At 52.7% G+C, this 14,514-nt stretch carries 13 protein-coding genes; 4 read left to right on the top strand and 9 right to left on the bottom strand.

The window, feature by feature from the left end:
* Positions 1 to 197: 197 nt before the first annotated feature.
* Positions 198 to 1,112: an N-acetylmuramic acid 6-phosphate etherase gene (locus ACFX4O_RS11140; protein ID WP_380208722.1), complete on the bottom strand. Its 915-nt coding sequence runs from the start codon at positions 1,110 to 1,112 to the stop codon at positions 198 to 200.
* A 173-nt stretch (positions 1,113 to 1,285) separates the two neighbouring features.
* Here ACFX4O_RS11140 and ACFX4O_RS11135 point away from each other — a divergent pair, with 173 nt between their 5' ends.
* Both ACFX4O_RS11135 and dcuR read left to right on the top strand, forming a co-directional pair.
* Positions 1,286 to 2,899, top strand: a complete 1,614-nt coding sequence (locus ACFX4O_RS11135) for a sensor histidine kinase (protein WP_380208720.1) — start codon at positions 1,286 to 1,288, stop codon at positions 2,897 to 2,899.
* Positions 2,896 to 3,615: a two-component system response regulator DcuR gene (dcuR, locus tag ACFX4O_RS11130; RefSeq protein ID WP_065368317.1), complete on the top strand. Its 720-nt coding sequence runs from the start codon at positions 2,896 to 2,898 to the stop codon at positions 3,613 to 3,615. The genes ACFX4O_RS11135 and dcuR overlap by 4 nt, the downstream gene beginning before the upstream one ends.
* On the opposite strand, the gene ACFX4O_RS11125 is transcribed toward dcuR, so the two are convergent.
* Both ACFX4O_RS11125 and ACFX4O_RS11120 read right to left on the bottom strand, forming a co-directional pair.
* A complete protein-coding gene (locus tag ACFX4O_RS11125; protein WP_131409770.1) occupies positions 3,596 to 4,558 on the bottom strand; it encodes an FAD:protein FMN transferase in 963 nt (320 codons plus the stop codon). The genes dcuR and ACFX4O_RS11125 overlap by 20 nt on opposite strands.
* Positions 4,559 to 4,624: 66 nt before the next feature.
* Complete coding sequence (locus ACFX4O_RS11120; protein ID WP_380208717.1) at positions 4,625 to 7,405, bottom strand: flavocytochrome c; 2,781 nt, start codon at positions 7,403 to 7,405, stop codon at positions 4,625 to 4,627.
* 636 nt (positions 7,406 to 8,041) lie between these two features.
* On the opposite strand from ACFX4O_RS11120, the gene ACFX4O_RS11115 reads away from it, so the two are divergent.
* Both ACFX4O_RS11115 and fumA read left to right on the top strand, forming a co-directional pair.
* Positions 8,042 to 9,553, top strand: a complete 1,512-nt coding sequence (locus ACFX4O_RS11115) for an anion permease (RefSeq protein ID WP_380208715.1) — start codon at positions 8,042 to 8,044, stop codon at positions 9,551 to 9,553.
* Positions 9,554 to 9,605: 52 nt separating this feature from the next.
* Complete coding sequence (fumA, locus tag ACFX4O_RS11110; protein WP_131409762.1) at positions 9,606 to 11,255, top strand: class I fumarate hydratase FumA; 1,650 nt, start codon at positions 9,606 to 9,608, stop codon at positions 11,253 to 11,255.
* A gap of 70 nt (positions 11,256 to 11,325) precedes the next feature.
* Here fumA and ACFX4O_RS11105 read toward each other — a convergent pair whose 3' ends face one another.
* The 6 genes from ACFX4O_RS11105 to ACFX4O_RS11080 all read right to left on the bottom strand — a co-directional run bounded on the left by ACFX4O_RS11105 (position 11,326) and on the right by ACFX4O_RS11080 (position 14,445).
* Entirely contained in the window at positions 11,326 to 11,607 is a 282-nt protein-coding gene (locus ACFX4O_RS11105) for a hypothetical protein (protein WP_380208713.1), read from the bottom strand.
* A gap of 16 nt (positions 11,608 to 11,623) precedes the next feature.
* On the bottom strand, positions 11,624 to 11,998 hold the full coding sequence (locus ACFX4O_RS11100; RefSeq protein WP_380208711.1) for a hypothetical protein: 375 nt from the start codon (positions 11,996 to 11,998) through the stop codon (positions 11,624 to 11,626).
* Positions 11,999 to 12,041: 43 nt separating this feature from the next.
* A complete protein-coding gene (locus ACFX4O_RS11095) occupies positions 12,042 to 12,560 on the bottom strand; it encodes a hypothetical protein (RefSeq protein ID WP_380208709.1) in 519 nt (172 codons plus the stop codon).
* Between the two features lie 30 nt (positions 12,561 to 12,590).
* Positions 12,591 to 13,307 (bottom strand): hypothetical protein, encoded by a 717-nt coding sequence (locus ACFX4O_RS11090; protein ID WP_380208707.1) that lies wholly within the window; start codon positions 13,305 to 13,307, stop codon positions 12,591 to 12,593.
* 46 nt (positions 13,308 to 13,353) lie between these two features.
* The gene (locus ACFX4O_RS11085) at positions 13,354 to 13,581 is read right to left on the bottom strand and encodes a hypothetical protein (protein WP_380208705.1); all 228 of its coding nucleotides are present in this window, start codon (positions 13,579 to 13,581) and stop codon (positions 13,354 to 13,356) included.
* A gap of 141 nt (positions 13,582 to 13,722) precedes the next feature.
* Positions 13,723 to 14,445 (bottom strand): hypothetical protein, encoded by a 723-nt coding sequence (locus ACFX4O_RS11080; protein WP_380221803.1) that lies wholly within the window; start codon positions 14,443 to 14,445, stop codon positions 13,723 to 13,725.
* Positions 14,446 to 14,514: the final 69 nt, after the last annotated feature.

The raw sequence follows: 14,514 nt of genomic DNA, 5'->3' as shown, positions 1-14,514 counted from the left end.
TCATTCACAAATTAGCTAAACGGCGGAAATATTATTTACCTGCTTTTTTAAATTAAAAAAAGCAGTGACATATTTTGTGTGGAATTAATCCCAGCGGAATTTATTTTAAAGCAGAGAAATATCAAACGCCTCCTGGGAAACTAATAAAAAAAAGTAAAAAGCCCATCAAGCGAGTGCTGACGGGCTTTTTTTGTTATTCAGACATCAGCAAGATGCGTTTTCGCCTCCTGTAAGGCGATTCGCAAATGGTCATGATTGTCTGCCAACAGATCGCGCGCACGCCAGGCATCCAGGCCGGTCAGCAACATTAAAATCGCCGTGCGGCAATGGTGGTCGCAGCTTTCCAGCGCACTTTTCGCTTGCTCGCGTGAGCACTGTGTGGCCGCCATCACTAATGTGATTTGCCGCTCTGCCCAGTGAACATTGCTGGCCTGCACATCCACCCGCAGGTTGCTGTAAACACGTCCGGTGCGAATAGCAAGACTGGTTGCCAGCATATTGAGGATTTGCTGCTGGGCAAGGCGCGCTTTCGGTTCGCTGAAGCCACTCACCACTTCCGCGCCGCTGTCCGGTGCCAGCACAATATCCGCTAACTGCGCGGCTTCGCTATCGTGGCCCCGACAAACCAGTGCGATACGTGCGCCGAGCGACCAGGCATGGCGCAGCGCGCCCCATGTCCACGGCGTTTTCCCACTCACCGACAGTGCCACCAGCATATCGTCATGGCTGAAGTTGATGGCCTGTAAATCGGCGACACCGCGTTCATAATTTGCCGCCGCCGCGTCACTCGCTTGCGCATTGGCCTGGACGCCACCCGCCATCAAGCCGATAACGCCGTGACGCGAATCCGGGGCAAAATCTTGCGCGGTGTTCACCGCCGCCACCCCGGAAGCGCCCGCACCAATTATTACCACTCTGCCAGCGCGATTCAGCGTCGCACTGGCGTTATCCACCAGCCGGGCGATATCTGGCAAACAGGCACTTACCGCCTCAGCAACATGTTTATCTTCCTCATTGATGAGTGTCAGCATATCCAGCGTGGCGAGCCGGTCGATGTCGGTCGTACGGCGGTTGCGACGTTCCACTATTGAACCGTTTGGCTTACTGCTCATACCCTGCTCCTTCTGAATGGTTCCACACTCACTATAAGGTTATTTGTCCGTCTTACCTGCGAATGGGGTCACGCTTCCCGGCTACGCAACACATTATGTGCGCTTAACGGCGCTTTAAGATTTTTACGCCTTCGGTGATAATAAATATCTGGTTGTGAATAATTGGGTTTGGCATGAAAGAGTTAGCGCAGCGGGTAAAACCACGCAAACGCCCTATGAAACTCAGTACTACCGTCACGCTAATGATCTGCAGCGTCATCGGTTCGGTCCTGCTGCTGGCCTTTGCCCTGTGGTTCTGGCAAATCAGTAATGCCACGCGCGATGGCGTAAAAGAGACGGCGTTAGCCGTTGCGCGCACGCTGGCTGATTCACCGGAGATCAAGCACGGCTTATTGTTGCCGCCCGATAGCAACCTGATCCAGCCGCTGACGGAGGCGGTCGCTGCACGCAACGATCTGCTGTATGCCATTGTCACCAATATGCAGGGCATCCGTTATTCGCACCCGAACGCCGGGATCATCGGGCAGCACTTTATTGGCGAAGATCTTAACCCGGCGCTGAAAGGCAAAGAGAATGTCGCGGTGAACCGCGGCGTGCTGGCGCCGGCATTACGCGTTTTTACGCCGGTCTATGACGAAGACAACCAGCAAATTGGTGTGGTTGTCGTTGGTATCTCGCTGAGCAAAGTCGATCAGCAAGTCAGCCGCAGCCGCTGGGCGGTGATGTGGACATTGCTGTTTAGCGCGCTGGTCGGTTCGCTCGGCACCTGGCAACTGGTGCGTGTGCTGAAACGCATTTTACTTGGCCTTGAACCGCACGAGATTTCAGCGCAATTCAAGCAGCGCCAGGCGATGTTGCAGTCGCTCAAAGAGGGCGTAATTGCCGTTGATGCTGACGGGCGCGTAACGTTGCTTAACCATGCCGCACGGCAGATGTTGCTGACCAATGCGCCGGACGGTTCAGCCGGGCACGGACCACTGCTCGCCGACCTGCTCGAAGTGCTGGAAACAGGGGAACCAACCCATGACCGTGAACTTGGTTGCAACGGTCTGCTGCTGCTCAGCAACACGGTGCCGGTACGCAGCCAGGGTGTGGTGATTGGTGCAATTAGCACCTTTCGCGATAAAACCGAAGTGAGCCAGTTGCTTCAGCGGCTGGACGGGATGGTGAATTATGTTGATGCGTTGCGCACCACCTCCCACGAATTTATGAACAAGTTGCATGTTATTCTCGGCCTGTTAAACATGAAAAGTTATGACAAGCTTGAAGAGTATGTGCTGCAAACCGCGCAGAATTATCAGACCGACATTGGCGCGATTCAGCACCGGGTTAAATCCCCGGTGGTGGCGGGTTTTCTGTTAGGCAAAATCAATCGGGCGAAAGAGCGCGGTTTTACGCTGACGCTGGCGGATGAGAGCCTGGTGCCGGATAACCCCAATGAGAAGCAAGTGACCGTGCTGGTGACGGTGCTGGGGAATCTCATCGAAAACGCGCTTGATGCCATGAGTAGTCAGCCGGAAGGCGAAGTGGGTATCCTGCTGCATTATCAGGATGGCTGGCTGACAGGTGAAGTGAGCGACGATGGTCCGGGCATTGCGCCGGACAATATCGATGCCATTTTCCGTAAAGGATTCTCAACGAAAGGTGATAACCGGGGCGTTGGGCTGTTTCTTGCCAGCCAGCAGCTCACCGAACTTGGCGGCACGATCACGGTCGAGTCTGAACCCGGTGTCTTTACCCAATTTTTTGTCCATCTCCCCTGGGATAGTGAAAGGAAGAACGCGTGATAAATGTATTAATTGTTGACGATGATGCCATGGTCGCCGAGCTGAACCGCATGTATGTGGCGCAGATCGCCGGCTTTCAGTGCTGCGGCACGGCGTCGACGCTGCGCCAGGCCGAGGAGATGATTAACGATCCGCAGCGGGATATCGATCTGGTGCTGCTGGATGTCTATATGCAGCAGGACAGCGGGCTGGATCTGCTGCCGACCATTCGCGCCAGCGGTCGGGCGATTGATGTCATTATGATCACCTCCTCCGCCGATGCGGCGACCATTCAGACCTCGCTGCACTATGGGGTGGTGGATTATCTGATCAAGCCTTTCCAGTTCCCGCGCTTTGAAGAGGCCCTGACGTCGTGGCGCGAAAAACGCAAGCTGATGAGTGCGCACCCTTATTATGAGCAGTCTGATGTCGATCGCCTGTTACACGGTGGCGCGCCGGAAGCCGCAGACACGCGCCGTCTGCCAAAAGGGTTAACCGCGCAGACATTGCGCACCATTTGCCAGTGGATTGACGCCCATCCGGGCATTGAGTTTTCCACCGATGAGCTGGCAAATGCCGTGAATATTTCGCGCGTGTCGTGCCGTAAGTATCTGATTTGGCTTGCCCAAATCAATATTCTCTACACCACCATTCACTACGGTGCAACCGGTCGCCCGGTGTATCGCTACCAGTTGATTGCCGATCAATACAGCTTACTTAAGCAGTACAGTCAGTAATCCGGTAACTGTCATCGCACGGCGTAAAACGGAATTGACGCTGTGATGAGAGGATAATGTCGCGGTTTTTGGTGACGAAAATCGCTTCAATATCCTCGCGCTGTTTCAGTAATGCACAGCCTTTCTCCACACCGAGACCGAAGATAAGCGTGGTCCAGATATCGCCATCGAGTGAATCGCGGGAAATAATGGTCACGCTGTCGAGTTCGTTATCCAGCGGGTAACCGCTGCGCGGATCAAGGATATGGTGCCAGCGTTTACCATCCTGTTCGAAATAGCGCTCGTAGGTGCCGGATGTCACCACCGATTTGTTCACCACGTCAATCGAACCCACCAGCGCATCGCTGGACGAGAAAGGCTTTTTCAGCCCGATTGACCAGCTACCTTGCGGTGTGCCCAGGGTTTGAACATTCCCCCCCAGGTTAATCAACCCGTCGCGTACATCCTGCTGATGCAGGTAATCGCGCACCCGATCGGCGATAAAACCTTTGGCAATCGCGCCAAGATCGATCTCCATCCCCGGTTGGGTGAGAAACACGCTGCCGTCGGTATCATTCAGCACCACATCCTGCGGATGGGTAATGCGCAGCCGCGCGGTTATCTCGTCGGCTGGCGGTACGCGGTCGCCTTTAAAACCGATACGCCACAGTTTCACCAGCGGGCCAATCGCCAGGTTAAAGGCGCTATCCTGCACCATGCTGGCGGCTTTCGCGCATTTAATCAGTTCATACACCGGGCGGCTGACCGCCACCGGATGCTGCCCCGCCGCATGATTAATATCCATCACTTGTGAATGGGCGCGGTTGACCGTCAAAAGGTCTTCGTAACGTTTGATAAGGCCAAAAACGCGGGCGGCGAGCGCTTCGTTATTAGCAAAGAGTTTCAGCAGAATGGGAGAGCCCATAAGGGTTGCAGAGTAGCTCCAGACACGGTTATCGGACATCGCACTCTCCTTATGGGCTGAATTGAACAGGCCTGCACAGAGGCAGGCCTGAAGTGTAGCACGCGGTTAGCCGCGTTTGGCGCGCATCGCCGCCTGGTGTCCCGCCAGTGAGCCGAAGATAATGATATCGGCAACGGCGTTCCCGCCGATACGGTTGCCGCCATGCAGGCCGCCAACCACTTCACCGGCAGCGTAGGCACCCGCAATCACCTGGTTTTCCGTGTTCAACACTTCGGTTTCGGTGTTAATAGTCACCCCGCCCATGGTGTGGTGCACGCCCGGCGCAATCTGAATCGCGTGGAACGGACCTTCGTTGATCGGCGCACGCAGCGCGGTGGTGCGACCAAAGTCTTCATCGTGCTGTTTTTCCACAAAGCCGTTGTAGCGCTCAAGTGTCGCCAGGAAAGCGTGGTAATCGATACCCAGTTTATCCGCCAGTTCGCGCGGCGAGCTGGCGCTGGTGACCAGACCACGCGCGATATACTCGTCTGCCGCTTTGTTTTTCGCTCTGACATGCTCATCAAACACGATGTAAGCGTAATGTTCCGGCAGGGCGATGATTGCCGCCGAGACTTTATCGCGGGTCGACATTTCGTTAAAGAAGCGTTTCCCCTGCTGGCTGACGAGAATAGCACCGCCGCCGCGAATCGATTCTGAAATCAGGTACGACGTATTCTGCTCAACGGTCGGGTGAATCTGAATTTCACCCATATCCACAGTGCCTGCGCCAATACGTTCCAGCAGTGCAATACCGCCGCCGGTCGCGCCTTTATGGTTGGTGGTGACAAAACCGTCCAGATCCGGGCGGTATTTCACTACCATGGCACTGTTGGCGCTGAAACCACCGGTCGCCACAATCACGCTTTTCGCTTCAACCATCACGCTCTCCTGCTCTTCGGTCAGCAGGCGCACACCGCGCACTTCACCTTGCTCGAACAGAATGTCGTCGACTGAAGTATCCAGCATCACATCAATGCCGCGTTTGGTAACGTTACGCACCAGGCCGCTAATCAGGTAGCCACCGACTGCCGATCCGTCGCGCGGACGGTGCGTACGGTCAATGCTCATCCCGCCTGTAGTGGTGATGTCGTTAAGCATAATGCCGCGACGTGCCAGCCATTCGATGGCTTCTGGCGCATTTTCCACAAAGCGGCGCAGCAGCGCCGGGTTGTTTTTGTTACCGCCGCCTTTCAGGGTTTCTGCGTAGAACAGCTCTTTGCTGTCCTGAATGCCTTTCACGCGCTGGAAGCGGGTTTCTGCCGCGTTCATGCCCGCAGAGGCTTTAATGGTGTTACCGCCGAGAGTCGGCATTTTTTCGACAATCAGTACGCTCGCGCCTTCGTCGTGCGCCTGAATTGCCGCCGCCAGACCTGCGCCGCCGCTACCGACAACCACCACGTCATAGCGTTTTGGCTCCTGGGCATCATTGCCCTCTTCTGCCGCCAGCGCTTTGCTGGATTTCACCAGCGCCTTCGATACCGCTTTTTTCACCGCTTCGCTCTGGCTGGTTGCGCCAGAAATCGCGTCAACGTGCGGGCTGTTCGCCGTCAGGATGCGGCCACGGATCTCTTCAAAGCTGCTGGTGAATTCAACGCTATCAACGGCACTTGAGGCGAGTTCAATATCGACGATGCGATCGGTGTCGAGGCTGACGTTGATAACCAGTTCGTTTGCATCGTCCTGAACCGTTTCAGCAAAAAGACCTGGCTTAAATTTCGATGCGCCCATGCTCATGTCGCGGATCATCGCCTCGACCAGCGAGAAACGCCACAGCGGTTCCGGGATATTCAGCGCTTCACGCTGGGTGCTGTCGATAAACAGCTCCAGGTTTTCGCCGTTAGCAATACGCGCTGTCCAGTCCGGATACGCGATGCACGCGCGGCCTACTGCCATCAGATCATAACCGTGATCCAGGCCCTGCTCCGCGTCGGCGGCGTTAACGATACCGCCAACACCCATCACCGGGATCTGCGCCAGCGTTGCAGAACGCATGGCGCAATATTTATCAATCAGCGGCGTCGGGTCGCTGGTGTCATTAATGGAAGAACGCAGTGCCGCACCGACAGAGAAGTGCAGATAATCAACACCGCGTGCCGCCAGTTTTTCCAGCAGGAACATGGTGTCGTCGAAACGGATGCCGGGCACTTCCAGCTCTTCCGGCGAGAAACGGTAGCCGATAATAAAGGCATCGTCGGCGTACTGACGCGCCATTTTATGGGTGATGTCCAGTACGGCCAGCGGGAACTTCGCGCGGTTGTCGCGGCTGCCGCCCCACTCATCATCGCGCTGGTTGGAGTTTGGCGAGAAAAATTGCTGAATAAGATAGGTATTGGCCCCGTGAATTTCGACACCGTCAAACCCGGCCTGAATCGCGCGGCGCACAGCTTCACCAAATTTACCAATCATCCCTTCCACTTCTGCCGTGGTCAGGGCAACCGGGGTTGCCGCACCATCACGCGGTGCGGCAATAGCACTCGGGCCAACCGGAGTACGGCCGCCAATCAACTTCGGTTCGACCATGCGGCCGCCGTGGTAAATCTGCAAAATCGCTTTTGAGCCTTCGGCTTTAATCGCTGCGGCAATTTTCGCCAGGCCAGCGATTTTCTCATCGTTATCAATACCAATAGCACCAGGGAATGCCAGGCCAAGATCATCGACAAAACAGCATTCAACAATAATAGTGCCGATACTTCCGGCGCGGGCGCGATAATATTCCACCAGTTCACTGCTGACAGTGCCGTCAAAATAACCTGTGCAGGTGGTCATTGGCGCCATTAACAAACGGTTTTTCAGTTCTGCGCCATTTGGCAAGGTAAACGGGCTGAGGATGCGTTCGTTGCTGGTCATAATTAAACTCCAAATCTAAAAATTAAAAACTTTGAATTCGGTGACGGATTTATTTTTCGTTATGTTTTTTAATCCTGCTGTCGTGTATTTAATATACCGTGAATTTTAATTACCAAATTAATTACGTTAGTTATAAAACTATTTAACCACCCTAATAACAGAGCTACCTCCAGCGTATTATATTTTTTATATATCGCGTTCACATGACATTAATTACCGGTAACATTGCGATTACTTCACACTTTTCCTTTCCAGCTTTATGTAAATATTAAAAATCATAAATTTCATATAGTTGAAAGAAAAACACCTCTTAATGAGAGTAATTATCAGCACCATTTATTAACATTTACGGCAATTTTGTGAAATTAACCACATAATACTCTGTGGGTATTCATTTTATTAAAAAAAGTGTCGTTCGTTTCGTTTTCTTGATCTCAATCAAGTGTATTTGCCAATGGAGGAGCAATATATAAACACGCTCAGATTTTTATTTAATGCGATTAAATTTGCGTTAAACAGCACATGCCTGAATGTGAAAAGTCTCAATAAAAAATTAAAGTAACTTTTGAAACTAAAATAATCAGAGATTCACTTTCCGCGCATGACCGAATTTTTAACTACTTGTAGATGCTCACTATGACAGAGAAAACAACAACCCCACCGTCTGCTCCTGCAGCCAGTGCAAAAGCCGGAAAGAAAAACCGCCTGTTAATGATGGCGTTGCCGATTATCGTGGCAGTGCTTCTGCTGTTTGTCCCAGTGCCGGAAGGTTTACCGCCGTTTGCCTGGCACTACTTCGCCATTTTCGTTGGCGTGATTGTCGGACTGATCTTCGAACCCCTACCGGGTGCGGTTATCGGTCTGACTGGCGTGGTGGTTATCGCGCTGTGTAGCCAGTGGCTGCTGTTCAGCCCTGAACAACTCGCCGACCCGAAATTCAAGCTGGCTGGCCAGTCCTTTAAATGGGCGGTGAGCGGTTTCGGTAACTCGACAGTGTGGCTTATCTTCGGCGCGTTTATGTTTGCCGCCGGTTACGATAAAACACAATTTGGTCGCCGCCTGGCGCTGATTCTGGTGAAATATCTTGGCCGCCGCAGCCTGACGCTCGGCTACGCCATTACCTTCGCCGATCTGTTGCTGGCACCGTTTACACCGTCAAACACCGCGCGCAGCGGCGGGACAATCTACCCGATTATCGCTAACCTGCCGCCGCTGTACGGTTCTAAACCGAACGATCCCAGCGCGCGCCGCATCGGTTCTTACCTGATGTGGGTGGCGATTACCGCAGCCTGTATCACCAGTTCAATGTTCCTTTCCGCACTGGCACCGAACCTGCTGGCGCTGGCGCTGGTGAAAAGCACCGTTGGCATTAACATCTCGTGGGGCAGTTGGTTTATCGCCTTCCTGCCGCTCGGCGTGCTGTTGATTCTGACCATGCCGCTGCTGGCTTACTGGTTCTACCCGCCAGAAGTCAAAATCAATGACGAAGTGCCGCTGTGGGCAAGCCGTGAGCTGGAAAAACTGGGCAGAATGTCGCGCAATGAAATCCTGCTGCTGGTGTTTGTCTGCTGTGCGCTGCTGATGTGGATCTTCGCCGCCGACTTTATTGAGCCTGCACTTGCTGCTCTGCTGGTGGTCGTGCTGATGCTGTGGACCGGCGTGTTAACCTGGAACGACATTACCAGCAACAAACCGGCCTGGAACACCTTCGTCTGGTTCGCCACGTTAGTTGCCCTCGCAGATGGTCTCTCCACCACTGGCTTTATTGCCTGGTTGGGTAAAGAAGGCGGCCTGCTGATGAGCGGTATCTCTCCGGGGATGGCGACCATCGCCCTGCTGCTGGCGTTCTACCTGCTGCACTATTTGTTCGCCAGCACCACCGCGCACACCACGGCGCTGCTGCCTGCGATGCTGACCATCGCCGCGACAATTCCTGGCATCAATATGGAAGTGGTGGTTCTGGTTCTGTGTACCTCGCTCGGCGTGATGGGCATCATCACCCCGTACGGTACTGGCCCAAGCCCGATTTACTACGGTAGCGGCTACCTGCCGACCAAAGATTACTGGCGTCTGGGCACCATCTTCGGTGCTATCTTCCTGGCCGCCCTGCTGTTGATTGGTTATCCGTGGATCACCATGATGTTCTGATTCGTAACCGCCGGGTTTTCCCGGCGGTTTTATTTTTATGGAGTAAAGAGCTATGTCGAACAAACCCTTTGTTTATCAGGACCCGTTCCCGCTGGCGAAAGACAATACGGAATATTACCTACTGAGCCGTGAATATGTCTCTGTTGCCGACTTCGACGGCCAGCAAGTACTGAAAGTCGAGCCGGAAGCACTCACGCTGCTGGCGCAACGCGCGTTCCATGACGCCTCATTTATGCTGCGCCCTTCCCACCAGCAGCAAGTTGCCGCCATTCTGCATGACCCGCAAGCGAGCGAAAACGACAAATACGTTGCTCTGCAATTCCTGCGTAACTCCGAAATCGCCGCCAAAGGCGTGTTACCGACCTGTCAGGACACTGGCACGGCAATCATTATGGGTAAAAAAGGTCAGCGCGTGTGGACCGGCGGTGGCGACGAAGCCGCGCTGGCGCGTGGTGTGTACAACACCTACATCGAAGACAACCTGCGTTATTCGCAGAATGCACCGCTGGATATGTATAAAGAGGTCAACACCGGTACTAACCTGCCCGCGCAGATCGACCTCTATAGCGTGGACGGCGACGAGTATAAATTCCTGTGCATCGCCAAAGGCGGCGGTTCAGCCAACAAAACCTATCTCTATCAGGAAACCAAAGCGCTGATTACACCAGCGAAGTTGAAAAACTATCTGGTTGAGAAAATGCGTACCCTCGGCACGGCAGCCTGCCCGCCATACCATATCGCATTTGTGATTGGCGGTACGTCCGCTGAATCAACGCTTAAAACGGTGAAACTGGCATCAACCCGCTACTACGATGGTCTGCCGACCGAAGGTAACGAGCATGGCCAGGCGTTCCGTGATGTACAACTGGAACAGGAACTGATGCAGGAAGCGCAGGATCTCGGCCTCGGCGCACAGTTCGGTGGTAAATATTTTGCTCACGATATCCGCGTGATCCGCCTGCCGCGCCACGGTGCCTCCTGCCCTATCGGCATGGGCGTCTCCTGCTCTGCCGACCGTAACATCAAAGCGAAGATCAACCGCGAAGGGATCTGGATCGAGAAAATGGAGCACAATCCGGGGCAGTATATTCCGGAAGAACTGCGCCAGCAGGGTGAAGGCGATGTGGCGAAAATCGACCTCAACCAGCCGATGAAAGCGATCCTCGCGCAGCTTTCCGCGTTCCCGGTATCGACCCGCGTTTCGCTGAACGGCACGATTATTGTGGCGCGCGATATTGCCCACGCGAAGCTGAAAGAGCTGATTGATAACGGCGAAGCGTTGCCGCAGTACGTGAAAGATCACCCGATCTACTACGCCGGCCCGGCAAAAACACCTGAAGGTTATGCTTCCGGTTCGCTTGGCCCAACCACCGCAGGGCGTATGGACTCCTACGTTGACCTGCTGCAATCGCACGGCGCGAGCATGATCATGCTGGCAAAAGGCAACCGCAGCCAGCAAGTGACCGATGCCTGTGCCAAACACGGCGGTTTCTATCTGGGGAGTATCGGTGGCCCGGCTGCCGTCCTGGCGCAGCAGAGCATTAAGAGCCTCGAATGCGTGGCTTACCCGGAACTGGGTATGGAAGCGATCTGGAAAATTGAAGTGGAGAACTTCCCGGCGTTCATTCTGGTGGATGACAAAGGTAACGACTTCTTCCAGCAGATCCAGAACAAACAGTGCGCCGGTTGTAACCAGCGTTAAGTAAGATGTGAAAAACCCCCGGCGGAGTGTCCGACCGGGGGTTTTTTATTGTCCAAAAATCAGCGCCTGGTTAGTTGATGCGTAAATCATCTTTCCAGCAGAGCTGATAATAGCGCGCAATAATCTTCGCGAGCGCTTCACGTTCGCAAGCCCCAATGACACTGCCGTCATCCCAGCGTTTAAGGCTCTTTTTATCCAGCGTGGCGTAGCGCGCAGAAACCTCGCAAATCAGTGCCTGTTCATTAAGCTGAAAGAAAAGAAACTCGCCCCGGTAAAGCAACTTAAGGCGAATAATGCCCCACTCGACGTCATGAAACTGAAAGGCAGAACTATCGCGCTTCAGTTCCTGCAACTCCTCGCGCCACGCTTTATTGAAAGTCGCTAACCACCAGCAGCGCATAAAGTGTGGCGATGTAGCGGGCAGGCTGCTGCTCTTTATAACTGAAGACAACCAGCGTTTTCCCCTGCCCGTCTTCACAGCTATGTGCAGAGCAAAGAAGCGAACCCTCTGGCGCAGAGTAACGCGTATAAGCCTCAGGATTGAACGTAATGGCTTTGATTCTTGCCGCCACAGCGGCCTGAATGTGCTCAGGCAGCCGGGCAAAATCCCCGCTCTGGTAGAGATCCGGCACAATTGGCTGCTGGCATCGCGGACAAAGCAACTCGACAGGTTGATTAAAAAATCGCGTTTCCACGCCATCGTGCAGCATCACGCGTTTCTTAATGAGCTTGTCGATTTTCATTGTCGTCACCCTGGCCGGAAAGTTGATCATTCAGATCGACTGTTCAGTCATTCCCAACGCTGATATTAATGACCTGCACTTTGCCGCCGGTGACATCGAAAGCGATATTTTTGTGCGCCAGTGAATACATAATCCACTCTTCGCCATCGCTGTTATCGGTTTCACCCGCGCCATACTGTTCAATCACACGCTGTTTCGCATCGCCGGGCGCTACACCACGCGCGGTATGCAATGTGGAAGAATGCAGCGTTATCTGCCCGATGACGTAACTGTCGACACTTTTGCCGCGTTGCTGCCAGTCGATATTGGCGCTGTAGATATCAAAGCCCGCAAAAATGTGGCGGTAAAATTTATAGTTTTCATCGCCAAACGGCACTTCTCCGACAAAATCTTCACTGGCTTGTTTCCCCAGCGCCGTCATCAGATTGCGATCCCAGTCCTGCCCCAGGGTGATAGCCTGTTTATTGATTTTCACGGTGAAGTCGTTTTCCGTCAGCGGCGCTTGCGCGGCCTGGGCAGAAAAACCAAACAGCAGCGCAAAAAGAGGGAATATTCGTCGCATTAACCTTTCCATAGCCCATCAAAAGAACCGTTATTTAAGCCAGCTACCCGCCTGATTGACAAGCGTTTTACCCGCCTGAGTCACCACCAGTTTCGGCGGGTTGTAATCGACCAAGTAAAGCACATCGCCATTATGGAATTCTGCGCCAACCACGCAGTTTGCAGCATCCACGCGCGTTTTTCCGCGCAGGCTAATCTGCTGGCGGTCACGGTTTCGCGCACCGGTATAAAGCAGGTCATCGCAAGGTGTGGTGAACGCGCCGCAATTATTGCGGATCGCAATCATAAAGCTATCAGTGCGGATAATTTTCGTGGTCGCGCCATTGTGAATAACCTCTTTAACCAGCGCGTAATTTTCCGGGGCGTAATAGTCACCGTGTTCAGGCGGCTGCGTTAAATGCCACGCCAGTTTGTCGCCATTAACAACCAGTGTGGCTTTGCCGTTTTTACCGCCAAAGCTCGAGTCAAACGTAATGGTGGCGGTATTATTTTTAACGTCGCCGCGCAGGTTATCCTGCTGTTCATCCGGGCAATCGATGCGATTGCCGCGCTGAGTAATAAAGCAATACGATCCAGTAAGCTTGTTATTCAGTTGGGATAATTTCAGCGTTAATGTGGATTCGTTGCGTTCACTGCCGTGCCACTGCCCGGAAAAATCAGTTGCCGAAGCAGCGCTGGCGCAACAAGAGAACAAAAAGCTCGCGACGACAAAATAAAGCCCCTGGTGAGTTGGATTAATACTGTGCATAACGTGCGTCTGTTCCTTATCAGCATTACAGAAAATCAGTTGATTCTTAAGGCCCGTAAAAGAACATCAGTATCGAGAGGTCGTCGAGATCCGCTTTCGATAACACATTTTTTTCCATCATGTCGTACTGGTAGATAATTCCTTTCATGGGAATCGTCGTCGGATGTTCCCTTGCCATTGCCATTAGCATTTCAATATCCGACGGATTTTTGAGCGCTCTGCTAAGGAATTTAAACAGTAGCGCTTCGCCCTCTTCACGGGTTAAGAGATTCATGAGCATTGTCTCATTGTATTAATTCAACAGCGAAAACGTGATGGTTGCATTTCTTCCGCTAAATAACGCCATCAATGCTTCTCTGTTTCGCAGCAATATCACTTACACCTTTGAAATGCACGATGGCACTGAAATGCGAATCTACTGATGCTCTTTCCAGATACCTTTTTCATCGAGGAGAATTTTACTGTTTTGTATCACGGTTAAGCTGTTATTAATTTTACTCAACCTATACGTCGTGGTGTCATTTTTAAAGGTGTAGGTGATAATCGGACAGATTGCCTGCTCGCAGTATTGACGCACCACACTACCTTTCAGAGTGACTTCGGCACGATCTTTTTTACGCACGCCGTAATACGTCGCTTCGTTACAATTCACGCCATTACCACACGCCGTAACAAGCTTTATCTTGAATTTATCGGTTTCAAAAAAATCAACGAATGTCTCAGCCGTTTGACTAACCGCTGGCGTGTTAAACGACACGTTCTGAAAACGGCTAACCCATTGTTGCAGAACCTCAGGAATGCGTTTTTCCCCCGTATTGCTTTTAGAATGTGCAACCGATGCCTCTGGCACCACCCATGCGGCAGAAAGCCTGCCATCCGGGTAAATTACAAATGCAGACGCATTTTCCAGATAGAGATCTTTCAGCCAGCCTTCAACGAAAAACCCGCCATCCGCAGTGTGTCGCGGTTCGCCATACACATCGAAATTCCCCATAAACGCATCATAATCTGCTCCCAATACATTTTTTAACGACGCCTGCACCTGCTTATCCATGGTGATATTTTCGACGGTTTCGAGCTTGTCAAAACGGTTAATATTAATAACCGCAGAAGCGCCAAAGGAGAAAAAAGAGAACACGCAAACAAAAAAGATCGACAAACGCACATTGCCAGAAAAAATATTTCGCATAAATTTACTTCACATCCT

This window comes from Kosakonia sp. YIM B13571 (assembly GCF_042788095.1).
Classification (GTDB): Bacteria; Pseudomonadota; Gammaproteobacteria; order Enterobacterales; family Enterobacteriaceae; genus Kosakonia; species Kosakonia quasisacchari.
The sequence above is the reverse complement of the archived record's forward strand: the minus strand, read 5'-3'. Positions and strand labels throughout refer to the sequence as shown.